We start from the raw sequence: 24,370 nt of genomic DNA on the forward strand, positions 1-24,370 counted from the left end.
ACGGCCGCCGCCAGCGCGCCCGCCCGCCGTCCGCCGTGGACGGCCCAGGCCAGCACGGGCGCGGCCACCCAGGTGGCGGGCACGGGCATGGTGCCGGCCGCCTCCAGCCGCTCGCCCTCCACGTACGGGCTGGCCAGCAGGCACGCCATCGTCACCCCCAGGTCGGCGCCCAGCAGCGGCCACCGCCGCCGCGCCCAGGCCGGGCACCGTCTGGAGACGGGACCGGAATAGAGGTACGTCGCCCCCGCCGTCCACGCCGCCATCACCCCGATGACCAGCCAGCCGAGCACGGGCTGCGCGTAGCCGCGGTGCTGGGCCAGCAGCAGCGCCGCGTAGACCAGCGACGCCACCCGGTAGACCGCGATCGCCCGCCAGAACGGCCCCTCGATAGCCATGAGCCCTTCTCATATTCCCGACTAGGGGCGTTGACAGATAGTGGAAGTATCTATGCGATAGGGACATTCGGGATGTCAGAATCCGACGACCCCTAATGCAAGGAACCGATAGATGCCTTCCGCTGTGAATCATTTCACCTACGGACTGATCACGCCGTTACTCGCATATGTCATGTCCTGCATCGGTTCGATGCTCGGACTGCGGCTCACCGCGCAGGCACACGCCTCGCGCGGCGGCTCTCGCGTGCGGTGGCTGCTCGGCGCGGCCGTCTCCATCGGCGGCACGGGCATCTGGGTCATGCACTTCATCGCCATGATGGGCTTCGAGGTGGAGGGCACCCAGATCAAGTACGACGTCTGGCTCACCGCGGGCTCGGCCCTGGTGGCCATCGTGGTCGTCGGCACCGGACTCTTCCTGGTCTCCTACGGCGGCGGCCGCGTGCTGTCGCTGCTCGGCGGCGGCCTGCTCACGGGCCTCGGCGTGGCCTCCATGCACTACCTCGGCATGTACGCCATGAACATGTCGGCCCGCGTCTCCTACGACCGCATCACCGTCGCCGCCTCCGTCGGCATCGCCGTGGTGGCTGCGACCGTGGCCCTGTGGTTCACCCTGCGGGTCAAGAAGCCCATCTGGATCACCGGCGCGGCCCTCGTCATGGGCGTGGCCGTCTCCGGCATGCACTTCACCGGCATGTTCGCCATGCACGTCACCGTGGACGCCGAGCCCGGCGTGGTCTCCGGGGCCGACGCGCTCGACTTCCTCGTCCCGCTCATGACCGTCATCAGCCTGATCACCCTGACCATGCTCCTCATGGTGATCCTGTCGCCCTCGGAGGAGGAGCTGCACGAGGACGCGGAACTCGTCGCCAAGCTCGAACTCCGCCGTCGTACCGCCCAGCAGCAACAGCTCACCTACCCCGCGCCTACCCCGCGCCACCAGCAGCAGCAGCAACAGCACCCACAGCACCAGCAGATGCAGCAGCAACAGCACCAGCAGCCGATGCAGCAGCAGCCGTTGCCTACGCGGCGAAGGTAGTCGCGCGGGGCACGGCACGGGCCGCGCTTCCGCCCGCCCTTGAGCGACCTGTGAAGGGTACGGCTTGCGACGCGAAGTGGGCCGCCGACTCGTTGCGGCGCAAGCCGTACCCGGAGGGGGTTGTAGCGGTAACCCCGCTGTCTCCGAAGGTACGGCCGCCCGCTTGCAAGCCGCTTTCACTCAGCCGAAGAACACCTCGGCCTCGGCGTACCGCGACGCCGGCACGGTCTTCAGCTCGGCCGTGGCCTCGTCGAGCCCCACCCTGACGATGTCCGTGCCGCGCAGCGCGACCATCTTGCCGTAGTCGCCCTCGTGGGCCGCGTCGATGGCCTGCAGGCCGAACCTGGTGGCCAGCACCCGGTCATAGGCCGTGGGGGTGCCGCCGCGCTGGATGTGGCCGAGCACCGTGGTGCGGGCCTCCTTGCCGGTGCGCTTCTCGATCTCCTTGGCCAGCACCTCGCCGATGCCGCCCAGGCGTACGTGGCCGAAGGCGTCGAGCGTGCCCGTCTGCAGCTCCATCTGGCCCTCGATCGGGTGCGCGCCCTCGGCCACCACGATGATCGGCGAGTAGTTGGTGCGGAAGCGGGACTCGACGTATTCGCAGACCTGGTCGATGTCGAACGGCTTCTCCGGGATGAGGATGACGTTCGCGCCGCCCGCCATGCCCGCGTGCAGGGCGATCCAGCCCGCGTGGCGGCCCATGACCTCGCAGATGAGCGCCCGGTGGTGGGACTCGGCGGTGGTGTGCAGCCGGTCGATGGCCTCCACCGCGATGTTGACCGCAGTGTCGAAGCCGAACGTGTAGTCGGTGCCCGACAGGTCGTTGTCGATGGTCTTGGGCACGCCCACGACGTGCACGCCGCGGTCGTAGAGCTGCTTGGCGACGCCCAGGGTGTCCTCACCGCCGATGGCGATCAGCGCGTCCACCTCGGCCGCGGCCAGGTTGTCCTTGATCCGGTCGACCCCGCCGTCGATCTTTATCGGGTTGGTGCGGGACGAGCCGAGTATCGTCCCGCCACGCGGCAGGATGCCGCGTACGGCCTGGATGTCGAGCGGCATCGTGTCGCCTTCCAGGGGACCGCGCCAGCCGTCACGGAAGCCGACGAACTCGTGACCATAGACGCTCACCCCCTTACGCACCACAGCCCTGATCACCGCATTGAGGCCGGGGCAGTCGCCGCCTCCGGTGAGCACTCCAATACGCATGGCGGGTTCCTCCCGATTGGGGTCACGAACCAAACCTTTGAGGTCAGAATCGCATTGTGCCCAACCTCACAGGCAATGGTCTAGACCAAACGCCAGGCTTCGCGACTAAACCTGCTCTTGCCGATGAAGTGACGGAAATTTCACCATCACGGCGGCGTTGCCCCGCGTCTCCGCCCTTCACTGCACCCCGCTCCGAGTCCCCGCCTGAGGAGCCCTGCCCGCCGGGCCCGCCGCGAAACGGGTGAGCAGGTTGAGCGTGGCCCGCCGGGTGAAGGCGGCGGCCGGCTCGGTGACCCCGTGGCCGCAGCGCCGGCCGCGCAGCCCGCACACCCACCGCATCGTCCCCGAGGCGAACACCCCAGCCCCGCTCGGCGCCGTGTAGTACGTGCTGTGCGCCACGCTCGGCCGGCCGCCGCACGAGAACGGCGACTCCGCCAGGACCTTCACCCCCTCCGGCGAGCCCCGCGACACCCGGTCGGTCTCCACGCCGACGAGCCCGGGGAAGCTCCGCCCCTTCGTCCCCGCGAAGATCCAGTGGCCGGGCCTGCTCACCCGGTAGACGCCGTCGGCGGGGAAGCAGTCGTACATCTGGCCCACCAGCGAGCTCTCCGGCCGCGACTCGCGCCACAACCGGCACAGGCGTTCCTTGTCGCAGGCGACCTTCCTGCCCTGTATGGCGATGCGCCAGTAGACGGCGTTGGCGCCGAGGAAGGCGAGGTTCGTGCCGTGGTCGCGGGCCCGGGTGACGACCTCGCGCATGCCGGGCGACCAGTACTCGTCGTGGCCGAGCGACACGACCGCGCGGGCGCCGTCCAGCGCGCCCGGCACGAGGTCGAGGTTCGTCAGGTACGCCAGCGGCACCCCGCTCCGCTCGGCCACCGCCAGGGCCTCCTTCTCGAAGTCGAGGAAGAGCCGGGCCCCGCCGCCGTCGTAGGGCCGGTCGAAGGTGACCGCCCGCGAACGGTCGCCGAACCCGCCGGGCCCCTCGTAGAGGCTGCGCCCGCCCCACAGGTTGTACGCCTGCCAGGTGGTGACCGCGTTCACGATCACCACGCGTCCCGCGGTGGAGGCCGAGCGCACGGTCACGGGGACATGACGCTGGCCGCCGGACGAGGCGTCGAGCCTGATGAGGTACGCGCCCTCGGGCCAGCCCTTGGTGTCCACGGTCAGCGACGGCGACCAATGGGCGGCGCTCACCGTCCCGTCCACCAGCCTGGCCGGGGCCTGGCGCGCGCCCCTGACCGGCGCCGACTCCCACACCCGCGCCGGGTTGGCGCCCATGCGGAAGGCGCGGGCGGTGAAGCGCGGCGCGGTCGTGGAGACGTGCAGCCGGAAGCGCTCGCCCGGCAGCACGCTCACCCGGTCGGCGTAGCCCTCGATCTCGTGCTCGGCGCCGCGCCGGCCGATCCGCCACGACTCCTGCACGTCCGTGCCCGCCTCCGGCCGCGTTCCGGCTACCGGGGCCTTGGGAGCCGGGGCAGGCGCCGCCCGCTCGGGCGGCGGTGTGACGGTGGGCGGCTCGCCGCAGCCGCCGACCGGCAGGAGCAGGACGAGTACGAGCATGATCTTGCGCACGAGCCCATGGTCGGCGCGGCGGGCCGGGCGGGTTCGCGACTTGGCGAACTCCTTACATGATCAGCACGCAGCCCGGGCTTTCCACCTCGTACGACTCCCCCACCGGCGCGGGCACCCCGTCGCGCAGCGCGAAGACGGTCACGGTGCCGGAGTGCTGGTTGGCCACGTACAGGCGGTCGCCTTCGATGGCGAAGTGCCGGGGCCAGTCGCCGCCCGAGGGCACCTCGGCGACATGCGACAGGTCGGCGGCGCGCAGCACGGAGATCGTGTCGGGGCCGCGGTTGGCGACGTAGACGTGGTCGCCGTCGAGTTGCAGGTGGGAGATGGCGTTGTCGCCGCCCTGCCGGGAGGCGGGGACGACCGTGCGGCGCTCGCCCTCGATGAGGGTGACGGTGCCGTCGAGTTCGCCCGCCACGTACAGGCGCGAGCCGGAGCAGGCGAAGTGGCGCGGACCGGCGCCGGGGTGCATCCGGACGGGCTCCAGCGGGGTGCCGTCGTAGCGGTAGCGGCGGATCTCGTCGGTGCCGAGGTCGGCGACGTGCAGGACGCCGTCGTGGAAGACGCACTGGTGGGCGTGCGGGCCCTCCTGGCGGGCGGGGTCGGGGCCCGAGCCCTTGTGGCGCAGCACGATCGGCTCCCCCGCGAACGCGCCCCGCTCGTCGAGGCGGTAGAGGGTGGCGGTGCCGTCGCCGTAGTTGGCGGTCGCGAGCAGGGCGCCGCCGGGCTCCACGGCGACGTGGCACGGGGTGTGCCCCTCGCTGGGCCGCTCGTCCAGGGGGCTCAGCTCCTCCTCGACCACCTGGAAGGCGGTCAGCCAGCCGCGTTCGAGCTCGCCGGCCGCGTACAGCATCGGCAGGGTGGGGTGGGCGGCCAGGAACGACGGCGACGCCACCCGGGTGAGGCGGGCCAGGCCGCCGTCGCCGATCGTGACGATTCCCGGGCCGTATCCGCCTATGCGCAGGTGCTTCACAGCGGGGTTCCTCCTGTGGTTGGCTGGGGCGATGAGTTCGTTGACTGAGGCAAGGGTCTCTGAGGTCAGAGCCTTCAACCGGTTCTATACGAAGGTGATCGGGGCACTCCAAGCGGGGATGCTCGATTCGCCGTACTCGCTCACCGAGGTGCGGGTGCTGTTCGAGCTGGCGCAGGCCGAGCGCACCGAGACCGGCGGGCTGCGCGGCCTGCTGGGCCTGGACGCGGGTTACCTCAGCAGGATCCTGGCCCGCTTCGAGCGGGACGGGCTGGTCGTGCGCGAGCGTTCGGCCGCCGACGCGCGCAGGCAGCTCGTCCGGCTCACCCCGGCGGGCGCCGAGGTCTTCGCCCGGCTCGACCGGCTCTCCGCCGACGAGATCGGGCGCCTGCTCGACGGCCTGGCCGAGGAGGAGCAGCAGCGGCTGGTGTCCAGCATGGCGGCGATTCGCGGGCTGCTGGACGGGACGCGGGAGCGCGAGCCGTACGTGATCAGGCCCCCGAGCGCCGGCGACCTGGGCTGGGTCGTCTCCCGGCACGGCGTGCTCTACAACGCCGAGTACGGCTGGGGCACCGCGTTCGAGCAGCTCGTCGCCGGGATCGTGGGCGGCCTCGACCTCACCCGCGACGCCGGCTGGATCGCCGAGGTGAACGGCGAGCGGGCCGGGTGCGTGTTCTGCGTGCGCGAGGACGACACGACGGCCAGGCTGCGCATGCTGCTGGTCGAGCCGTCCGCCCGCGGGCTGGGCCTCGGGCGGCGGCTCGTGGAGGAGTGCCTGCGGCACGCGCGGGCCGAGGGCTGCAAGCGGATCACCCTGTGGACGCGCGACTGCCTGGTGAGCGCGCGGCGCATCTACCAGGCAGCCGGGTTCGAGCTGGAGTCGGAGGAGAAGGGCACGGAGAACGGGATCGAGGTCACCGAGCAGGTGTGGTCACGCGATCTGTAGTCCCCGCGACCCCGCTCGGACGGCCGCTCGGCCACCAGTTGAGCGGCCCAGCCAGCCGCATCAGGCTCGGCACCAGCACCGCCCTGATCACGGTGGCGTCCACCAGCACGGCCACCGCCATGCCCACCCCCAGCATCTGCACGAACATCACCTGCGCCGTGGCATAGGCGGCGAACGTGAGCGCCAGGATGCCACCGGCCGCCGTGATCAGCGGTGCGCCCCTTTGCAGGCCCGTGGCCACGGCCTCCTCCGTGTCGCCGGTCCTGTCGTACTCCTCCTTGATGCGGGAGAGCAGGAAGACCTCGTAGTCCATGGACAGGCCGTAGGCGACGCAGAGCATCAGGATCGGGATGCTCGGGTCGAGCGTGCCCGTGGGGGTGAAGCCGAGCAGGCCCGACAGGTTGCCGTCCTGGTAGATCCAGACGAGGGCGCCGAACATGACGCCGAGGCTGAGCACGTTCAGCAGGGTCGCCTTGAGCGGGATGACGATGCTCCTGGTCATGAGGAACAACACCAGGAACGTGATGCCCAGCATGAGCGCCAGCACCAGCGGGAGGCGGTCCACGACGGAGGCCCGGTAGTCCGACAGCTCGGCAGGGTAGCCGCCGACCAGCACCTCGAAGGGAGGCTCGACCGTGCGTACGGCCTCGACGAGGCGTACGGGGTCGTCGGCCAGCGCCTCGGCCGACGGCACCACCGACAGCCAGGCGCCCTCCCCCTGGAACCTGGCGGTCTCGCCGTCGCCCACGCGAGTGCCGCCCGCGTACGAGCCCGCCGCCGAGTCCACCTGGGCCACGCCGGGCAGCCTGGACAGGGCCGTGGCGTACGCGGAGACGTCACCGGCCGCCGCGTCCCTGGAGACGAGCTGGATCGCGTCGGTCTCCTCGGCGGGGAACGACTGGCGGATGATCTCCTGCGTCTGCCGCGACGGCGCCTCCGGCGGCAGGATGCGGTCGTCGGCCACGCCGAAGCGCAGGCCGAGGAACGGCGAGGCGAGCACCAGCAGCAGCGCCGTGGCCAGCCGCCCGGCGGCCAGCAGCAGCGGCATCACCCGCGTGGCCAGCCCGTGCCAGAACCCGCCCCGCCGCTCCGGCCCGCCCCGCTCGCGCGCGGCCCGCCTGGGCAGCATCGTGCCGCCGATCGAGGCGAGCACGGCGGGCAGCACGACGACCGCCGCGACGAGGCCGCCGACGACGACCGCGATGCCGGCATAGGCGAAGGAGCGCAGGAAGTCGAACGGCAACGCGAACAGCACCGCCAGCGACGATGCCACGGTCAGGCCGCTGAACAGCACCGTCCTGCCCGCGTGCTCGACGGCCCCGGCCACCGCCGCCGCCCGGTCCTTACCGTCGTGCGTCTCCTCGCGGAAGCGCTGGACGACGAACAGGCAGTAGTCGATGCCCAGGCCCAGCCCCATCGCCAGGACCAGGTTGAGCGCGAACGTGGAGATCTCGGTGAACGCCAGGACCCCGCTCAGCAGCGCCAGGGCGATCACCATCGCGTACACCCCGGCCAGGATGGGCACCAGGGCCGCCATGGCACGCCGCTGGTAGAGCCAGAGCAGCACGAACGCCAGCGGGAAGATGACCAGCTCGGCCCGGACGAAGTCCTGCCTGGCCAGCGGCACGGTCTCGCGGAACACCTCCTCCCCGCCCCCGGCCCGCACCTGCAGCGGCCCGGCGCCCTCCGCTCCCCCGGTGATCTCGGGGACCAGCCTGGGCAGCACCTCGGCGCGCACGTGGTCGGCGTCGCCCGGGATGCGTACGACGATGAGGGCGTGCCTGCCGTCCTCGCTGCGGAGGGTGGCGGGCTTGCCGCGGGTCCAGTACGAGGCGGACTCGGCCACGCCCTCCGCCCTGCCCACGCGCTCGGTCAGCGCCCGGCCCGCCGCCTCGACCGCCGGGTCGTCCACGGTGCCGCTCCTGGCCGTCACCAGGAAGATCATGTCGGGGCTGCCCGTGCCGAACCGTTCGACCAGCTCGGCCTGCGCCCGGTCCGACTCGGAGCCCGGGGCCTCGAACCTGGCCAGCGACAACCCCGGCACCGCCCCCGCCGCCAGCACGCCCGCGCCGATCAGCAGGGCCAACGCCAGAGACAGGACGAGTCTGCGGCGGCGTACGAGCAGGAACCCCAGCCTGCGCAGGGGCGGGCCACCCGGGCCGGCCTGGTGGGCGGGACGGGCCCGCGTGTTCACCGCCATGCCGGCACCACCCGGGCGCTCTCGGGCACGCTTGTCATGGGCTCTCCCCCAAAACTCGGTAAACTACTCGTGTTTTACGTCGCCACCAGAAATACAAGCAAATGCTCGTATTTGTCAACGAGGGGACTCATGGCTGAACGCACGGTCCGCAGGCAGGCGCGCGGCCTCAGGCGCATGGCCGAGATCCTCGACGCCGCCGAACTGGTGATCGCCGAGACCGGCTACCCGGAGCTGACCACGAACCAGGTCGCCGCCCGAGCCGGGGTGTCGCCGGGGACGCTGTACCAGTTCTTCAGGAACAAGGAGGAGCTCCTCGACGGGCTCGTGGCCCGCTACACCGTCGACCGGGAGGAGTTCTGGGCCGCGCGGCTGGCCGCCGTCACGCCCGAGGTCCCGCTGGAGGCGCTGGTGTCCCGGCTCGTGGACGAGAGCGTGCAGTTCAAGAGCGCCTCACCGGCCTACTGGTCGCTGCTCTACGGGACGGCGACCGGCGACCGGCTCGCGACGGCCTCACAGCGGCTGCACGAGGACATCGCCGGGCACCTCGCGGCCATGCTGCGGCGCCGGGCCCCCGGCCTGCCGGAGGATCGCGCGCGGCTCATGGGGACGATGGCGCTGGCCATGGTGAAGGCGGTGATGCCGATGATCACGTCGTCCGCGCCCGACCGGTCGGCGGAGCTGGTGGCCGAGCTGAAACTCATGCTCGTGCGCTACCTGAGCTGAGCCCGGCGGGTGGCTAGGGGCGGAAGGGGCCGGCCACCTCGAAGGTGTAGCCCTCAGTGCGGCCGCGCCGGGCCGAGAAGTAGAGGCGGTCCCCGCGCGGGGAGAAGGCCAGGCCGGTCAGCTCGGCGCCGTCGTGCCCCTCCAGCCTGAGGAACGGGGTGACCGCGCGGTCGGGGGCGATCACGTCGATCTCGGGGCGCTCCCTGGCGACGTAGAGGTCGCCGGAGGGTGCGGCGGTGATGGCGCGCACGCCGGCGCCCAGCCGGTCGAGCGTCGAGGTGTGCGCGTCGTACGCCCACAGGCCGCTGTCGCCCTTGGTGGTGAAGTAGCAGACCCCGCCCGCGTAGTGGCAGCCGTCGCCGCCGTCGAAGTGGCGGGCGTCGTCGACCTGGTGGCGGGCCTCCTTGAGCAGCGCGGCCGGCGACGGCACCACCTGCCAGTGGCCGGAGGAGCACAGCACCTCGAGCGTGCCCTCGGTCAGGTCGCCCCAGTCGCTCGGCCGGAACCGGTAGAAGCAGCCGTCGGGCTCGTCCTCGGTCATGTAGATCACGCGCCGCTCGGGGTCGCAGGCGGCGGCCTCGTGCTTGAACCGGCCCATGGACAGCCGGGGACGCGCGGCGCGCGCGCCGTACGGGTCGCATTCGAAGACGCGGCCCCGGTGGCCCAGCTCGCACGACAGCCAGGTGTGCCACGGCGTGGCCCCGCCCGCGCAGTTGAGGTCGGTGCCCGACAGGATGCGGTAGGCGTCGGCGACACTGCCGTCGGCGCGCAGGCGCAGCGCCGAGGCGCCGCCGAGCAGCGGCAGCTCGGAGTTGGACACGTAGATCCAGCCGTCGCCGTCGGGGAAACAGGCGCCGCCGTCGGGGGCGGCGTGCCAGGTCAGACCGGCGACCTTGTGACCCGAGCGGGCCACGACCCTGCCGGTGAACCCGGCGGGCAGCGCGAGACCGTCTGAGCCCGGCAGGCCGAGCGGTCCGTACGGGCTGATGCCGCCCGGCAAGAGCGGGCCCGTGCGGAGGAGAGTCTTGTGCGACATCGTGGGGCCTCCCTCTAGGTGCCACGCTAGTCGACCGCACCGACATGAATGGCAGGGACTCGCGACATCAAACTCTGCGCAAACCCCTGCGGGGCCCGCCGGGCGGGCTGCGGCCGGTGGCGTTCCGCGTACCTTTCCGAGGCGTCCTGACGTGCGCCTCGGAGGCGTCCGGACGTGCGAGAGCCCGGGCCGTGGCCCGGGCTCTTCGCGGTGGCTCAGCGCTGGGCCTGGAACATCCAGTGCTGCTTGTCGATGTCCTGCGCCACGGCGATCAGCAGGTCCTGGCTGACGGGGTCGGGCTCGTCGGTGGCCCGGATGCGCTCGTACATGCGCCTGCTGATGCCGTCGAGGGTGTCGGTGACGGTCGCCACCACCTTGCCGTCGTCCAGCCAGCCGCCTTCCGGCTGTGGCAGCTTGGTGGAACGGGCGACCGTGGCGGCGCGGCCGTCGGGATTGCCGCCGAGGGCGACGACGCGTTCCGCGATGGTGTCCATGTGGGTTCTGGCCAGCTCGGTCACCTCGTCGAGCTGGAGGTGGATCGGGCGGAAGTGGGAGCCGATGAGGTTCCAGTGGGCCTGCTTGGCGACCAGCGACAGGTCGATGAGATCGACCAGCGCGCCCTGGAGGGCCTCGACGACGGTGTTCCTGGCATCGCCCGAGAGTGGGCCGGTGATGGCTGCCATGTGTGGTTCCTCCCCGTCGGTCGGACTTTACACAGGGAAAAACCACGCTGGACGTGCGGTTCTTCCGACCTTGCGGTGTCTTGTAGCTCACTGTCCCTAAGTATTATTGACAGTGTAATAGTGACAGTGTCATCGTGAAGGTATGAGCGACACCTGGACGATCGGCGAGTTGGCCGAGCACGCGGCGCGCGCCCTGCGCGCGGGCGCGCCGCCTCCTGCCAACGGCCGGGTCCGCGACGTGCCGGGAGCCCGGCTGATCCGGTGGTACACGACCATCGGGCTGGTCGACCCGCCGCTGACCAGGCGCGGCAGGACCGCGCGCTACGGGCGGCGCCACCTGCTGCAACTCGTCGCCGTGAAGCGGCTCCAGGCGTCCGGGCGGTCGATCGCCGAGATCCAGGCGGTGCTGGCGGGCGCGACCGACCGCATGCTGGAGACGGCCGCCGGGCTGGGCGACCCCGCCCCGGCGGCACCGTCCGACACAGCGGGCGTGGGTGGCACCGAGGCCGGGTCGGGTGAGGGTGACGGTGAGGTGCGGCGGGGGCGGTTCTGGGCCGAGCGGCCGGGTGGCGGCAGCGCCCCCGCCCCCGCCCACGACGCCCCCGCCCACGACGCGGCGCGCGTGGGAACTGACCCGGCCGCCGACGGGCCGGGGGGCGGGGTCGTGAGCGGGATCAGGTTGGCGGGCGGGGTGCGGCTGGTGCTGGACGCGGGCCGCGTTCCGTCCGAGGAGGACGTCCAGGCGGTGCTGGCGGCGGCGGGGCCGCTGCTCGCGGTGCTCGAAGAGAGGGAGCTGACATGAGGATCACTTCGCTGGAGCCCGCGCGGTGCCTGCCGGTGCCGGACGCCGGGTTCGGCGCGCTGCTGACCGAGCGCGGCAACCTGCCGCTGGAGAGCGTCGAGGTGGCCGCGTCCATCTCGGGCCTCATCGCCGGGGTGGAGGTCACCCAGGGGTTCAGGAACCCGTTCGACGTCACCCTAGAGGCGACGTACGTCTTCCCGCTCCCCGACCGGGCGGCCGTCACCGCGTTCCGCATGGAGGCCGACGACCGCGTGATCGAGGGCGTGCTGAAGGAACGCGGCCAGGCCAGGGCCGACTACGACCGCGCGCTGCGCGAGGGCAGGCGGGCGGCCATCGCCGAGGAGGACCGGCCCGACGTGTTCACGATCAGGGTGGGCAACATCCTGCCCGGCGAGCGCGTCTCGGTGAAGCTCACCATGAGCCAGCCCCTCCCGTACGAGGACGGCGCGGCCACGTTCAGGTTCCCGCTGGTCGTGGCCCCGCGCTACATCCCGGGGAGCCCGATCGACGGCCCACCGGCCGGTGACGGCGTCGCGCCCGACACCGACGCCGTGCCCGACGCCTCCCGGATCAGCCCGCCCGTGCTGCTGCCCGGCTTCCCCGATCCGGTACGCCTGTCGCTGACCGCCACCGTCGACGCCGCCGGGCTCGACCTGCGCGAGCTGGCCTCCAGCCTGCACGTCGTGGAGGAGACCCGCGACGACGAGCGCCACACCGTACGGCTGCGCCCCGGCGAGCGGCTCGACCGTGACTTCGTCCTGCGGCTGTCGTTCGACGCCTCCACGGCGTTGCAGCTCGACGGCCGGGGCACGTTCGCGCTGACCGTGCTGCCTCCCGCGCTGGAGGGCACCCGCACCCCGCGCGACCTGGTGTTGCTGCTCGACCGCTCCGGCAGCATGGGCGGCTGGAAGATGGTCTGCGCCCGCCGGGCCGCCGCGCGGATCGTCGACACGCTGACGCCGCAGGACAGGTTCGCGGTGCTGACGTTCGACTCGGTGGTGGAGGAGGCGTTCGAGGGGCTGGTGGAGGCGTCCGACCGCAACCGCTACCGCGCGGTCGAGCACCTGTCGCGGGTCGACGCCCGGGGCGGCACCGAGCTGCTGGAGCCGCTGCGCCGGGCCATCGCGCTGCTGGACGGCCGGACCGCCGGCCGCGAGCGCGTGGTGGTGCTGGTCACCGACGGACAGGTCGGCAACGAGGACCAGATCCTGGAGCAGGCGGGCGGCGCGCTGTCGGCCATGCGCGTGCACACGGTCGGCATCGACCGGGCCGTGAACGCCGGGTTCCTCGGCCGGTTGGCCGGGCTCGGCGCGGGCCGGTGCGAGCTGGTCGAGTCGGAGGACCGGCTCGACGCCGCCATGGAGCACATCCACCGCCGGATCGGCGCTCCTCTGGTCACCGACCTGTCGCTCAAGGGCCTGGACGTCGAGCCCGGCACCGTCACCCATCTCGGGTCGATCTTCCCTGGCGTGCCGCTGCGCGCGTACGGGCGGCTTCGCGAGGGCGCCTCGGTCACCGTGCGCGGGCTCGCGGCCGACGGGCCGTGGGAGAGGCAGGTCGCCGGGGTGACGGTGGACAATCCGGCCATACGTGCCGTCTGGGCCCGCGCGCACCTGCGGGAGCTGGAGGACCGGTACGCCATGGGCGAGCACGACCTGGAGCCCCGGATCGTGCGTACGTCGCTCGATCACGGCGTGCTCTGCCGGTTCACCGCGTACGTGGCGGTGGACACCCGGCAGGTCGCCGGCGAGGGGCCGCAGCACCGCGTCATCCAGCCGGTCGAGCCGCCGAGCGGCTGGGAGCCGCCGCGCGCCGGAGCGGCGATGGGCGGGTTCACCGCCAACGTCATGCTGGCCGCCGCTCCGGCCCCCGCGTCCCGGATGCGGATGCCCGAGCCCGGTCTCGGGCCGGACGCGGCTGATCAGGGGGCTGATCAGGGGGCGGATCAGGGGTTCATGGCCGGTGGCCCGCAGGACGGCGGCCCGGCGTTCGAGGGGCCGATCTCCGGTGGTCGCGGGCCGGTGTTCGGCAGGCCCGGCGCCGGGACGCCCAGGCCGCCACTGGCCGGTGGCCCGGGGGCGCCCGGCGGACCGGCGCTGCGCAGGCGCGGGGCCGGGGGACGGCCGGAGTCGGTACGGCCCCAGCTCGTGGCCGAGCTGGACCGGCTCGTGGCGCTGCCCGCGCCCGACGTGCTGTACCTGGCGGATCTGGGCACGCGGCTGGCGGCGCTGGCGGCCTACCTCGGAGGGAACGCGGAGCTGGAAGGGCTGGCCCGCGAGCTGGAGGCGGCCGAACGGCCGGGCGCGGACGCGCGGGCGCTGCACGACCGCGCGATCGAGGTGCTGAAGGGGCTCGTCGGCGACCACGGCACGCCGCCGCCCGGATCCGGGCCCTCCGGCGGCACCCGGCGCGGCCCCTTCTGGAAACGCTCCTGACCGGCCACCGGGTGCGCGCCCCTCGCAGGACGCGCACCCGGCCGCCCGCCCGACCAGCCGGAGGCCGACGCTCGACGACCCGGGCGCGGCCCCCTTGAGGCCGCGTACCGGCCGGTGCGCCGTTGCGGATCAAGGGCGGTGGAGTTTACTTCCCGGCGTCTACCCGAGCCTGCCGGGCTGTTCTATCGTCACTGAGCATGGCGACCTCTCGCGCCCCGCTCCGCTTCGCCGACGCGGTGTCCGCCACCGTCTCGGAGAGCGCGAAGTCCGGTTTCTTCTTCGACTTCGACGGCACGATCGCCCCCATCCTGCGAGATCCCGCCGCCGTGTTCCCGGTGCCCGGGGCGGTGGAGCGGCTGCGGGTGCTGGCCGGGCTGGTGAGCCGGGTCGCCATCGTCTCCGCCCGCCCGGCCGCGTTCCTGTCCGACCGGTTCGCCGCCGTGCCGCAGGTGCGCCTGTACGGCCTGTACGGCATGCAGACCGTCGTCGACGGCCAGGTGCGCACCGACGCCGAGGCCCGGCCCTGGGCCCCTCTCATGCGCGACCTGGCGGCCGACGCCCTGCGCGACCTGCCCGGCGAAGTGCTGGTGGAGGACAAGGCGCTGCTCGTGGCGCTGCACTACCGGACGGCCCCGGCGCTGCGCGGCGCGGTGGAGCGCTGGGCCTCGACCAAGGCGGCCGAGCTGGGCCTGCGCGAGCAGTACGGCCGCATGGTGGTCGAGCTGCGTCCCCCCGTCGAGCACGACAAGGGCACGGTCGTCGAACGCGAGGCCGAGACCCTCACCCGCGCCTGGTACTTCGGCGACGACCTGTCCGACGGCCGGGCGTTCGACGTGCTGCGTGACAGGGAGCTGCGTGACCCGGCGTTCCTGGGGGTGCGGGTCGCGGTGGCCAACGGGGAGACGGGCGACGAGCTGGCCAGGCGGGCGGACTTCACGGTCAGCGCGCCCGAGGACACCCCCGACCTGCTCGACCACGTGATCGGCGCGTTCCCGGGCAGATCGGCGCGCTCGTACCCTGGATAGGTGACGACACTCGTCCTCGACGGAGGGCTGGCCACCCAGCTCGAACGACTCGGCGCGGATCTGCGCGACGAGCTGTGGTCGGCGCGGCTGCTGCCGGCCGAGCCCGAGCTGATCCGGCGCGCGCACGCCTGCTTCTTCGCGGCGGGCGCCGACGTGGCGACCACCGCGAGCTACCAGGCCACGCTCCAGGGCTTCGCGCGGCACGGGATCGGCGCGGCGCAGGGCGAGCGGCTGCTGCGGCTGTCGGTCGAGCTGGCCGGGCAGGCCCGCGACGAGGCGGGGCGAGGGCTGGTGGCGGCCTCGGTGGGCCCGTACGGCGCCTTCCTGGCCAACGGCGCCGAATACACCGGCGACTACGACCTCGACGAGGACGGCCTGTACGCCTGGCACCTGCCCCGCTGGGAGATCCTGGCCGACTCCGGGGCCGATCTGCTGGCCTGCGAGACCATACCGTCCTACCCCGAGGCGCGGGCCCTGGCCAGGCTGCTGAGCGACACGCCGGGGGTGAAGGCGTGGGTGAGCTTCTCGTGCCGCGACGGCGAGCGGCTCAGCGACGGCACGCCGATCCGCCAGGCCGCCGCCCTGTTCGGCGGCAACCCGCAGGTGGTGGCCGTCGGCGCGAACTGCACCGCGCCGCGCCACATCCCCGGGCTGATCTCGTGCCTGTCGGGCGGGCTGCCCGTGGTGGTCTACCCGAACTCGGGCGAGACGTGGGACGCCGACCGCCGCCGCTGGCTGGGCCTGGCCGACCCGGTGGAGTACGGCCAGGCCGCCAAGGAGTGGCAACGGGCGGGGGCGTCGCTGATCGGCGGCTGCTGCCGGACGACGCCGGAGCACATCAGACAGGTCCGCGCCCACCTGTCCTGAACGACCGGCAGGCTCAGGCGGTGACCGGGGCCGTGCTGCGGCGGCGCAGGATGGCCCGGTCGAGGGCCAGGGCGCCGCCGCCCGTGAAGCCGACGGCGAGGCTGGCCGCCGCGAGCGCCAGCACCAGCTCGTAACCGCTCTCGCCGGTGAGCCCGTTGGCCCCGTGGACGAAGGCGATCGCGCCGAGCATGTCGAGGGCCAGCAGCACGCCCACGATCGGCAGGGCGGCCCCGAGGATGAGCGCCACCCCGCCCACGACCTCCAGAGCGGCCACGGCCGGGGCCGCGACCCCGGCCAGCGGGATGCCGACGGATTCGAAGAACTTCGTCGTGCCCGCGATGCCCATGGTCGCGAACTTCTGGTAGCCGTGCACCAGGAAGATCGCCCCGATGGCGATCCTGGCCAGCAGCAGTACGACGGGACGCGCCTGGTCCACCATGCCGTCTCCTCGAGTGTTGTTCAGATTCGAACGACCACTCTAGCAGTGAATGTTCAAATTCGAACGACAGTACACTGTATCGGTGACGGACCCCCGATGGCTGGACACGACGGAGATGGCCGCGTGGCGTGCCTTCCTGTTCACTTCCCACCTGCTCGAACGCCGAATCGAAGAGCAGCTCAAGGCCGTGGCCGGCCTCACGCACCCGCAGTACGAGATCCTCGTCGTGCTCTCCGAGGCGCCCGGGCAGCAGATGCGCATGACCGAGCTGGCCAGGGACGTCGTGGTGTCGAAGAGCGGGCTGACGTACCAGGTCAACCGGCTGGAGAAGGCGGGCCTGGTGGAGCGGGCGACCTGCCCGTCCGACGAGCGGGGCGTGCTGGCGGTGCTCACCGAGCGGGGCCGGCGCTGCCTGGAACGGGTGGCGCCGGGTCACGTGGAGGTCGTACGCGCGTACCTGATCGACCGGCTCAGCCGCGACGAGCTGCACGCGATGACGAGCGCCATGAGGAAGACGGAGGAGGGCTTACGTTCCTCCGTGTGACCGCCTCCGGCGGGCGCACGGAACCCAGCACGGGCCCAGCACGGGCCCAGCACGGGGCCTTGGCGGGCGGTCAGCCCTTGGCCGCGGCGCGCGCGGCGCGCTCCATCTCGACCCGGGCGCTGGCGGCGTACTTGTCGACGTATTCCTGGCCCGACAGCTCCATCAGCGCGTACATGATCTCGTCGGTCACCGCGCGCAGCACCAGGCGGTCGTCCTCCATCCCGTAATAGCGGGAGAAGTCGAGCGGCTTGCCGAACTTCACACCCGGCCGGATGCCCAGCTTGGGCAGCGGCCTCCCGGGCGGCATCATCTCGTACGTGTTGATCACCGCCCACGGGATCACCGGCGCCCGCGACTCCAGGGCGAGCCGGGCCACGCCGGTCTTGCCCTTGTAGAGGCGGCCGTCGGGCGAACGGGTGCCCTCGGGGTAGATGCCCAGGATGTGCCCCTCACGCAGGATGCGCAGGCCGGTACGCAGCGCCGCCTCGCTGGCCTTGCCACCGGAGCGGTCGATCGGCACGGTGCCGACCCCGCTGAAGAACAGCCGGGTGAAGAAACCCTTGACGCCCCGGCCGGTGAAGTAGTCGGCCTTGCCCAGCGAGATGACCTTGCGGCGGATCTGCAGCGGGCCGAAGAAGTGGTCGGCGAAGGAGAGGTGGTTGCCGGCCAGGATCGCGGGCCCCTGCTTGGGCACGTTGTCGCCGCCCTCGGTCCACGGCCTGAACACGAGGCGGAGGAACGGCCCCAAGATGGCCTTGACCACCCAGTAGAACACCCTGGCACCTCTTCCTGCGCACTTCCTCGGCGGCGTCGCCTGCGAGCAGCGGCCTATGAGCATTGTCGAGCACGATCCGAGCGCTGTCGCCGAAACCGCTGCGAACGCTCCTGCGAACGCCGTCTCTCACGAACCTCTCGCCAACACTGTCTACTGTCAGCGTATGCGGGCACTGTGAGTGTGCACGGACGACGAAGACGTTCAGCAAACCGTCAGCGGACATTCTCAGCTCTGCGGACATTCTCAGCTCGGCGGGCGCTGTCTGCGGACAGAGCCCATCTTTCCATCTCAACAGCCATGCTCCTACATCAGCTCTCGCACAAATACCCCGGAACGTGCGACGATCAGGCCGTTCCGGAGGAAATTCCCGGAATGAAACGGCACGGAGGAGCTGTTATGCCGCTCATGCCAGGCGCGGAGCCCTATCACCACGAAGCAGGCCAGATCGGCGTGCTGCTGTGTCACGGGTTCACCGGCACGCCGCAGTCGCTGCGGCCGTGGGGTGAGTATCTGGCCGGGCACGGGATCAGCGTTTCGCTGCCCCGTCAGCCCGGACACGGCACCAGGTGGCAGGAGATGAACCGGACGCGCTGGGAGGACTGGTACGCCGAGGTGGAGAAGGCGTTCGCCGACCTCCAGGGCCGGTGCGCGGAGGTGTTCGTGGCGGGGCTGTCGCTGGGCGGCTGCCTGGCGCTGCGGCTGGCCGAGGTGCACGGGAGCGCGATCAGGGGCGTGATGGTGGTCAACCCGTCGATCGCGAACGACGTGCCGCTGCTGAGGCTGGCCCCGCTGCTCAAGTGGTTCGTGCCCTCGGTGCCGGGGGTCGCGGGCGACGTCAAGAAGCCCGGCGTGATCGAGCTCGCCTACACCCGCACCCCGGTGAAGGCCGCGGCCTCGCTGCCGGGGTTGTGGTCGCTGGTGCAGGCCGACCTGGCGAAGGTGACACAACCGCTGCTGGTCTTCCACAGCACGCAGGACCATGTGGTGAAACCGACGAGTGTCGCCATCCTCCGTGCGAAGGTCCCGCAGGCCACGATCGAGGAGCTTACCGATAGCTACCATGTTGCGACGCTGGACAACGATGCCGACAGGATCTTTGCCGGGAGCCTCGACTTCATCCGGACACATGCCTCGGTACCCTTGCAGAGGGACTGATCGCACCCAGGGGGAAGTCGCGATCGCTGCGGAGAGGCCCATCTAGGTGACGCCCCAGAGTGACGAGGACGAGGTCTGGCGGCAGATCGTCGCGTCCTTCAACGACACAGCCGAGCGCGACTCGGCCGACCAGCCATGGCCTGACAGCGAAAATCTCCCAGTCGAGCCGACCCGCCGGGTGGTCAAGCCCCCGGAGGAGGATCTCGCCGCCGCCGCCGACGACGACGACTCCGACGCTGACGACGATCCGGGAGACGAGGGCGACGACGAGGACGAGGGCCACTTCGTGCCCCCTGCCCCGCCGCCGCTGCCCAAGCTCGACCTGCCGACCAAGCTGGCGTGGGTGGCGCTCTTCGGCGGCCCCGCCTACCTGCTGGTGGCGGCGATGGCGAGCTGGCAGATGGAGGGGTGGGCGCTGTTCACGGCGGTGGCGGCGTTCATCGGGGGGTTCGTGGCGCTGGTGGTGCGCATGGGCGACGGGCCGCCCAACGACTCGGGCTGGGACGACGGCGCCGTCCTCTGACACCCGGCATCCGTCCGCGGGCCGGGGCTCTCTTCCCCGGGCCCGTCGGGCTCCCGCGAGCCGGGCGGCAGCCGTCGGCGCCGACGGCTACGACTTCTCCGTGGTGGTCTTGGGCGCGAACGACTCCACCACGTCGGTGTAGCGGTCGGCGGCGTCGACCGCGTGCCCGACCGCCCACACCGTGCCCTTGCCGGCCAGATACGTCACGGCCTGCAGCCGTACGCTGCTCCTGCCCGGCTTGGCGCCGCCCCTGATGATCTCGCACCGGTTCTTCTCGCAGCGCGCCATGAACGGCTCGGCGGCCCGCGCGGGGTCGTAGCCGGTCATCCAGTAGCGCCCCTTGCCGTCGCCGGTCACCCCGTAGACCCTGGCCTCGGACGAGCCGGGCAGCGGCAGCTCACGCCAGCGCTTGCCGTTCCAGACCAGCGCCAGCGGCGAGGTCTCGCCGGGCCCGCGGTAGACGCCGCCCACGGCCACCGCCCGCTTGGAGCTGTCGACCTGCACGTCGCGCAGGTAGCCGCCGGGGATGGACGGCAGCGGCATCGACTTCCACGACCCGCCGGAGTAGTGCACGATCAGCGGTTCGGTGCCGGTGTCGCCGACGGCGAACCCGCCGGACACCGCGTAGAGCGCGCCCTCCTCCTTGGTCTCCTGCACGGTCCAGGTGTTGCCCTGGCCGGTGAGGATGAGCCCGTTCTTCTCGCGGCTGCCGACGGCCACGACCCGGCCCGGCTTGGCGTCGATGCCGCCCAGCCAGTCTCCGGCCCGCATGCCCTGCGGCCTGACCCGGTCGAACCCGGCCGTGTCGCCGTGCACGAGGTAGGGCAGCCCGTCGTGCCCGTCGCCGACCGCCCAGACGTCGGAGGGCGAGGCGGCGGCCAGCCCGCGCAGGTTGCCCGCGGCCGTGCCTTCGCGCACGCCGACCTCGGCCCACTTGCTGCCGTTCCAGTGGCGGATGGTGCCGCGGTTCTTCCAGACGTCCCAGATCTCCTGCTGACCCACCGCCCACACGTCGTTCGGCGTGATCGCGAGCACGTCGGACAGCGAGCCGTCGGCCTGGAGGCGCACGCTGGTCGACTGCTGCCACGCCTCGGCGGCGGGGCGGGGCTCGGCATGCGCGGTGGGCGTGGCCTGCGTCAAGGCCACGAACGTCGCCAAGATCAGAGAGAGCGCACGCCGCTGAGAGCGACGGGTCATGAGGAAATGCTACGGGCTCGTGCGCCGATCTTGCCCGCTAGTGCCCAACTCGCAACTCGGCGACGACCGGCAGATGGTCGCTGGCTCCGGCGAGATCGGGCATGGCGGCGTCCACGACCCCGCACGACACGACACGCGTCCCGCGCGCGGCGAAGACCCCGTCGATGCGTACGGACGGGCCCGCTGCGGGGAAGGTCAGGCCGTCGCCCTTCGGCGCCACGGCGTAGCAGTCGGCCAGCCGTCCGGACAGGTAGCGCCAGGCCGGTTGGTGCGCCTGCTCGTTGACGTCGCCGGCGAGCACGATCTGCGCCCCGTGGCGACCCGCCGCGGCCTCCATCAGCGCCACCGCCTCGGCGGCGTGGTGCAGCCTGGCCGGGTCGTGCAGGTCGAGGTGGAGCGAGCCGACCGCCAGCAGCGCCCCCTTGACCTGGACGACGGCCACGGCCAGCCCGCGCCGCTCCAGCCCGAGGAAGGTCCGCAGGGCGTGGCTCTCGGCGTGCAGCACGCGTACGCGCCGCCCGACGAGCACGGCCACACCCCCCACCCGGCCGGGGGTCGCCACCGCGAGCCCGGCCGGGGCGGCCAGGGCCGCGCGCCGGGCCCGCCAGCGGACGAACCTGGGCGCCTCCTGCACGCACAGCACGTCGGCGTCCAGCGCGGCGACGACCCTGGCGAGTGCGGCACGGTCGTCGCGCAGCCCGTGCAGGTTGTAGGTGGCGACCCTGATCGTCACGTGTGCCCCGGCCGTACGTGCGCGCGGCGCTAGCGCAGCCTGGCCAGGTCGGCGGCGCCCACGACCCCGGCCGAGGCGCCCAGCTCCGCGAGCCTGATCTCGGCCAGCGGGCGGTGCCCGTGGCCGGTGATCCGCTCGGCGAAGACCTGCCTGGCCCGGTCGATGAACAGGTCGGCGGCGCGGGAGACGCCGCCGCCGACGATGAAGCAGCCGGGGTCGAGGAGGGCGGCCAGGTCGGCCATGCCCTGCCCGAGCCAGTCGGCCAGGCTGCGGAATGCGGCCAGTGAGGCGTCGTCGCCCAGCCGGGCGGCCTCGGTGACCTCCTCGCCCTCGATCTTGCCGCCGGCCAGCCCGAGCAGGGTACGGGCCCGCTCCGGCTCGGCCTCGGCGATCTCCCTGGCGTCCTTGACCAGGGCCTGACCGCTGGCGTACTGCTCCCAGCAGCCGACGTTGCCGCACCCGCACAGCCGTCCGCCGGGCAGGACCTGCATGTGGCCCAGCTCGGCGCCCATACCCCAGCGGCCCCGGTAGAGCGCGCCGTCGATGACCAGCCCGCCGCCGATGCCGGTGCCGAGCGTCACGCAGACGACGTGGGACTGGCCCCTGCCCGCGCCGAACCGGGTCTCGCCCCAGGCCATGGCGTTGGCGTCGTTCTCGATCACGACCGGCAGGCCGACCAGGTCGCTGATCTTCTTCTGCAACGGCTCGTCGCGCCAGGCGAGGTTGGGGGCGAAGCGCACCACGGACCGGGTCTCGTCCACGAACCCGGCCGCGCCCACGCCCACGGCCTCGATCTCCCGGCCCTCGGACAGCTCGCGAACGACGTCGACCACCGTCTCCGCCACCACGTCGGGGCGGTCGGCGGCGGTGGGCCTGAGCGTGTGTTCGACGATCTCTCCCTGGTCGTCGACCACACCGGCGGCCACCTTCGTCCCGCCGATGTCGACACCGATCGTGAGCATGCCCCGCGTCTCCCTATCCGAGATCTATGTGTTCCACGTCGTGACGCCGGTCGTCACTCCGGTCGTCACGGCGGTCGTTGTCGCGGCCGCCGCCCTCACCTGGCCTGCGGGGGGCGGGCTTGCTCAGCGCGTCGAGCGCGCCGCGGAAGGCGGCGAACAGCTCTCCGCCCGCCGCCATCAGGTGACCGGTGACGTCGCCGCCCGACTCGCGCTGCGCCGCGATCGCCCGGCAGACCGGGCAGGCGCGGCAGATGTACTCGTCGTGGGGCTCGGACACGGCCTCCTCCCACACGTCCCGCTCCTTGCGGGCGCCGCCGCCGGTGAAGGAGTTGAACACGGTCTTGCCGACCTGGCGGGTGGCCCGCCCCTGGATCGACTCGAACAACTTGCGCGCCTCGTCGGCCACCGTGCCGATGGGATCTCTCCCGGGATCTCTGCCGGCGTCTCTGTCGTGCTCGCTCATTTCTGGCCCTTCCTGCTCGTGGTCGCTCATCCATTCAACTCATCTGGTCGCGGATTCGCTCCCTCGGCGGACCATGTGACGCGGAGCACGCCGTCGCGGAGCGCGGCTCCGCTGATCTTCCTTCTCGCCAGCGCCGCGGGCAGCGCCAAAATCCTGCGGTAGGGCCCGGCGGTGACGATCAGCTCGTCGCCCTTGCGGGCCAGGTCGACGTCGTCGCGGTCGGCGCCGGGCAGGCTGAGCGTCAGCTCGTCGGCGCTCATCCGCAGCGGCGGCTCGACGGAGTGGGGGGCGAACGGGTCGGATTCGGCGTACATCGCGGCGCCCACCTCGGACAGCACGCGCTCGCCGACCGGCTCGGCGGGCAGGTAGGGGACGACGTGCACGGGCAGCGGCGCGAACGACTGCTCCGCCTCGGCCAGCAGCCGCCCCTGCGCCGCCACCCACTGGGCCCGCCACTCGTCGGCGCCGCCCTCGGGGAAGACCCGGTTGGCGATGACGGCGTCGACGCGGTAGCCGTACAGGTGGAGCGAGGTCAGGGTGCGTCTGGCCTCGGCGAGCACCACCGACTCGGGGGTGAGCACGAGCCGTACGGAGGCGTGGTCGCCGGTGAGCAGCTCGCGCACCTCCATGAGGCCGCGGTGGAGGCGTTCCGCCGCGTTCATGACGGCTTCGCCGGGGGCGCTGACGTGGGCGACGCCCCGTACGAACGGCGCGACCAGCCGTATGACCTTGCGGCCGACCGGCATGAGCCGGTTGACGTGCCAGTCGAGCGCCTCGGGCAGCGCCAGCAGCCGCAGCGTCTCGGCGGTGGGCGCGCAGTCGACGACGATCACGTCCCAGCGGCCCTCGCGGGCGTGCTCGCGCAGCTCCAGCAGGGCGATGACCTCTTCGGCGCCCGGCAGGACCGTGATCTCCTCGGAGGTGATCTGGTCGAGGCCCAGCTCGGCCAGCACGCCCTTGGCGTAGTCTTGCAGCTCGCCCCAGTGGCGCTCGAGCGACTTCTGCGTGTCGACCTGGTGCAGGTGCAGGCCGGGGGCGATCTCGCCGGGCCCGGCCGCGAGCGCGTCGGCCAGCGAGTGGGCGGTGTCGGCGGAGACGATGAGCGTCTTGAGGCCACGGCGGGCGGCCAGGGTGGCGGTCGCGGCGGCGGCCGTGGTCTTGCCGACGCCGCCCTTTCCGGTGAAGAGCAGGACCCGCGGGCTCAACTCAGCGGCCTTCGACGCGCTTCTTGAGGCCCTTGAGCGCGGTGTCCACGATCACCTTCTCGGCCTTGCGCCTGATCAGGCCGATCATGGGCACGCTGAGATCGACCGCCAGCTCGTACGTCACGTCGGTGCCACTGCCCGCGTCGGCCAGCCGGTAACTCCCCCGGAGGTCGGAGATCATCTTCCCGGGCTCGACCGCCTGCCAGCTCACGCCTTCGTCGCCCTGCCACGTGTAGCCGAGGGTGTAGGTGTCGCTGATCGGGCCGGCGTCCAGCACGAAGCGAACGTTCTGCGGCCTGCCGTCGGGGCCGGTGGTGAGGACCTCGGCGTGCTTGACCTGCCCGGCCCATTCCGGGTAGGAGGGGAAGTCCGCGATGACCGCCATCACGTCGGTGCGACCGGCGCCGACGGTGGTGCTCGAAGTGGTGCGATCAGCCATGCGACCACGTTAGTGCACAAACCGCCGATCGCGGCGGAC

Annotated in this window: 25 protein-coding genes; 10 read left to right on the forward strand and 15 right to left on the reverse strand. The window is 72.3% G+C overall.

Features of this window, described 5'->3' with window-relative positions; genetic code table 11:
* A partial coding sequence (locus ABD844_RS14630; protein ID WP_344877078.1) for a DUF5931 domain-containing protein occupies nucleotides 1–395 on the reverse strand: 395 nt, incomplete at its 3' end.
* A gap of 112 nt (nucleotides 396–507) precedes the next feature.
* Between ABD844_RS14630 and ABD844_RS14635 the strand changes: the two genes are divergently transcribed.
* Nucleotides 508–1,431, forward strand: a complete 924-nt coding sequence (locus ABD844_RS14635; RefSeq protein WP_344877081.1) for an MHYT domain-containing protein — start codon at nucleotides 508–510, stop codon at nucleotides 1,429–1,431.
* Nucleotides 1,432–1,611: 180 nt separating this feature from the next.
* On the opposite strand, the gene ABD844_RS14640 is transcribed toward ABD844_RS14635, so the two are convergent.
* The 3 genes from ABD844_RS14640 to ABD844_RS14650 form a co-directional block, all read right to left on the reverse strand.
* Nucleotides 1,612–2,637, reverse strand: a complete 1,026-nt coding sequence (locus ABD844_RS14640; RefSeq protein ID WP_344877083.1) for a 6-phosphofructokinase — start codon at nucleotides 2,635–2,637, stop codon at nucleotides 1,612–1,614.
* 177 nt (nucleotides 2,638–2,814) lie between these two features.
* Nucleotides 2,815–4,212: a N,N-dimethylformamidase beta subunit family domain-containing protein gene (locus ABD844_RS14645; RefSeq protein WP_344877084.1), complete on the reverse strand. Its 1,398-nt coding sequence runs from the start codon at nucleotides 4,210–4,212 to the stop codon at nucleotides 2,815–2,817.
* A gap of 52 nt (nucleotides 4,213–4,264) precedes the next feature.
* Nucleotides 4,265–5,182 carry a lactonase family protein gene (locus ABD844_RS14650; protein WP_344877085.1) on the reverse strand — a complete coding sequence of 306 codons (918 nt, stop codon included), beginning with the start codon at nucleotides 5,180–5,182 and terminating at the stop codon, nucleotides 4,265–4,267.
* A 94-nt stretch (nucleotides 5,183–5,276) separates the two neighbouring features.
* Between ABD844_RS14650 and ABD844_RS14655 the strand changes: the two genes are divergently transcribed.
* The gene (locus tag ABD844_RS14655) at nucleotides 5,277–6,125 is read left to right on the forward strand and encodes a bifunctional helix-turn-helix transcriptional regulator/GNAT family N-acetyltransferase (RefSeq protein ID WP_344877087.1); all 849 of its coding nucleotides are present in this window, start codon (nucleotides 5,277–5,279) and stop codon (nucleotides 6,123–6,125) included.
* Here the strand turns inward: ABD844_RS14655 and ABD844_RS14660 are convergent.
* Nucleotides 6,094–8,325: an MMPL family transporter gene (locus ABD844_RS14660; RefSeq protein ID WP_344877089.1), complete on the reverse strand. Its 2,232-nt coding sequence runs from the start codon at nucleotides 8,323–8,325 to the stop codon at nucleotides 6,094–6,096. The two genes, ABD844_RS14655 and ABD844_RS14660, sit on opposite strands and share 32 nt — an antisense overlap.
* Nucleotides 8,326–8,454: 129 nt before the next feature.
* Here ABD844_RS14660 and ABD844_RS14665 point away from each other — a divergent pair, with 129 nt between their 5' ends.
* Nucleotides 8,455–9,048 carry a TetR/AcrR family transcriptional regulator gene (locus tag ABD844_RS14665; RefSeq protein ID WP_344877091.1) on the forward strand — a complete coding sequence of 198 codons (594 nt, stop codon included), beginning with the start codon at nucleotides 8,455–8,457 and terminating at the stop codon, nucleotides 9,046–9,048.
* 13 nt (nucleotides 9,049–9,061) lie between these two features.
* On the opposite strand, the gene ABD844_RS14670 is transcribed toward ABD844_RS14665, so the two are convergent.
* Both ABD844_RS14670 and ABD844_RS14675 read right to left on the reverse strand, forming a co-directional pair.
* Entirely contained in the window at nucleotides 9,062–10,084 is a 1,023-nt protein-coding gene (locus ABD844_RS14670) for an alkaline phosphatase PhoX (protein WP_344877093.1), read from the reverse strand.
* 215 nt (nucleotides 10,085–10,299) lie between these two features.
* A complete protein-coding gene (locus tag ABD844_RS14675) occupies nucleotides 10,300–10,767 on the reverse strand; it encodes a Dps family protein (protein WP_344877095.1) in 468 nt (155 codons plus the stop codon).
* Between the two features lie 142 nt (nucleotides 10,768–10,909).
* On the opposite strand from ABD844_RS14675, the gene ABD844_RS14680 reads away from it, so the two are divergent.
* The 4 genes from ABD844_RS14680 (at nucleotide 10,910) to mmuM (ending at nucleotide 15,896) form a co-directional block, all read left to right on the forward strand.
* On the forward strand, nucleotides 10,910–11,569 hold the full coding sequence (locus ABD844_RS14680) for a helix-turn-helix domain-containing protein (RefSeq protein ID WP_344877097.1): 660 nt from the start codon (nucleotides 10,910–10,912) through the stop codon (nucleotides 11,567–11,569).
* A complete protein-coding gene (locus ABD844_RS14685; RefSeq protein ID WP_344877099.1) occupies nucleotides 11,566–14,004 on the forward strand; it encodes a VIT domain-containing protein in 2,439 nt (812 codons plus the stop codon). Before ABD844_RS14680 ends, ABD844_RS14685 begins: the two co-directional genes overlap by 4 nt.
* Nucleotides 14,005–14,201: 197 nt before the next feature.
* Nucleotides 14,202–15,029 (forward strand): trehalose-phosphatase, encoded by an 828-nt coding sequence (otsB, locus tag ABD844_RS14690; protein ID WP_344877101.1) that lies wholly within the window; start codon nucleotides 14,202–14,204, stop codon nucleotides 15,027–15,029.
* Entirely contained in the window at nucleotides 15,030–15,896 is an 867-nt protein-coding gene (gene mmuM, locus ABD844_RS14695) for a homocysteine S-methyltransferase (RefSeq protein WP_344877103.1), read from the forward strand. It abuts the gene before it with no gap.
* 13 nt (nucleotides 15,897–15,909) lie between these two features.
* Here the strand turns inward: mmuM and ABD844_RS14700 are convergent, their stop codons facing one another.
* Nucleotides 15,910–16,335: a DoxX family protein gene (locus tag ABD844_RS14700; protein WP_344877105.1), complete on the reverse strand. Its 426-nt coding sequence runs from the start codon at nucleotides 16,333–16,335 to the stop codon at nucleotides 15,910–15,912.
* Between the two features lie 82 nt (nucleotides 16,336–16,417).
* Here ABD844_RS14700 and ABD844_RS14705 point away from each other — a divergent pair, with 82 nt between their 5' ends.
* Entirely contained in the window at nucleotides 16,418–16,879 is a 462-nt protein-coding gene (locus tag ABD844_RS14705) for a MarR family winged helix-turn-helix transcriptional regulator (RefSeq protein ID WP_344877107.1), read from the forward strand.
* A gap of 70 nt (nucleotides 16,880–16,949) precedes the next feature.
* Here ABD844_RS14705 and ABD844_RS14710 read toward each other — a convergent pair whose 3' ends face one another.
* Nucleotides 16,950–17,654, reverse strand: a complete 705-nt coding sequence (locus ABD844_RS14710; RefSeq protein ID WP_344877109.1) for a lysophospholipid acyltransferase family protein — start codon at nucleotides 17,652–17,654, stop codon at nucleotides 16,950–16,952.
* Between the two features lie 396 nt (nucleotides 17,655–18,050).
* Between ABD844_RS14710 and ABD844_RS14715 the strand changes: the two genes are divergently transcribed.
* The gene (locus ABD844_RS14715) at nucleotides 18,051–18,809 is read left to right on the forward strand and encodes an alpha/beta hydrolase (RefSeq protein ID WP_344877111.1); all 759 of its coding nucleotides are present in this window, start codon (nucleotides 18,051–18,053) and stop codon (nucleotides 18,807–18,809) included.
* A 46-nt stretch (nucleotides 18,810–18,855) separates the two neighbouring features.
* Nucleotides 18,856–19,332 carry a hypothetical protein gene (locus tag ABD844_RS14720; RefSeq protein WP_344877113.1) on the forward strand — a complete coding sequence of 159 codons (477 nt, stop codon included), beginning with the start codon at nucleotides 18,856–18,858 and terminating at the stop codon, nucleotides 19,330–19,332.
* Nucleotides 19,333–19,419: 87 nt separating this feature from the next.
* On the opposite strand, the gene ABD844_RS14725 is transcribed toward ABD844_RS14720, so the two are convergent.
* The 6 genes from ABD844_RS14725 to ABD844_RS14750 are packed head-to-tail and all read right to left on the reverse strand — an operon-like array spanning nucleotide 19,420 to nucleotide 24,331.
* Nucleotides 19,420–20,529, reverse strand: coding sequence for a hypothetical protein (locus ABD844_RS14725; RefSeq protein WP_344877115.1), 1,110 nt, complete (start codon nucleotides 20,527–20,529; stop codon nucleotides 19,420–19,422).
* A 37-nt stretch (nucleotides 20,530–20,566) separates the two neighbouring features.
* Nucleotides 20,567–21,262: an endonuclease/exonuclease/phosphatase family protein gene (locus ABD844_RS14730; protein ID WP_344877117.1), complete on the reverse strand. Its 696-nt coding sequence runs from the start codon at nucleotides 21,260–21,262 to the stop codon at nucleotides 20,567–20,569.
* Between the two features lie 29 nt (nucleotides 21,263–21,291).
* On the reverse strand, nucleotides 21,292–22,224 hold the full coding sequence (locus tag ABD844_RS14735) for an ROK family glucokinase (RefSeq protein WP_344877119.1): 933 nt from the start codon (nucleotides 22,222–22,224) through the stop codon (nucleotides 21,292–21,294).
* 13 nt (nucleotides 22,225–22,237) lie between these two features.
* On the reverse strand, nucleotides 22,238–22,717 hold the full coding sequence (locus ABD844_RS14740; RefSeq protein ID WP_344877121.1) for a DUF5304 family protein: 480 nt from the start codon (nucleotides 22,715–22,717) through the stop codon (nucleotides 22,238–22,240).
* Nucleotides 22,714–23,892: an ArsA family ATPase gene (locus ABD844_RS14745; RefSeq protein ID WP_344877123.1), complete on the reverse strand. Its 1,179-nt coding sequence runs from the start codon at nucleotides 23,890–23,892 to the stop codon at nucleotides 22,714–22,716. Before ABD844_RS14745 ends, ABD844_RS14740 begins: the two co-directional genes overlap by 4 nt.
* 1 nt (nucleotide 23,893) lies before the next feature.
* Nucleotides 23,894–24,331 (reverse strand): SRPBCC family protein, encoded by a 438-nt coding sequence (locus ABD844_RS14750; protein WP_344877125.1) that lies wholly within the window; start codon nucleotides 24,329–24,331, stop codon nucleotides 23,894–23,896.
* Nucleotides 24,332–24,370 lie beyond the last annotated feature (39 nt).

This window comes from Nonomuraea antimicrobica, assembly GCF_039536965.1.
Classification (GTDB): domain Bacteria; phylum Actinomycetota; class Actinomycetes; order Streptosporangiales; family Streptosporangiaceae; genus Nonomuraea; species Nonomuraea antimicrobica.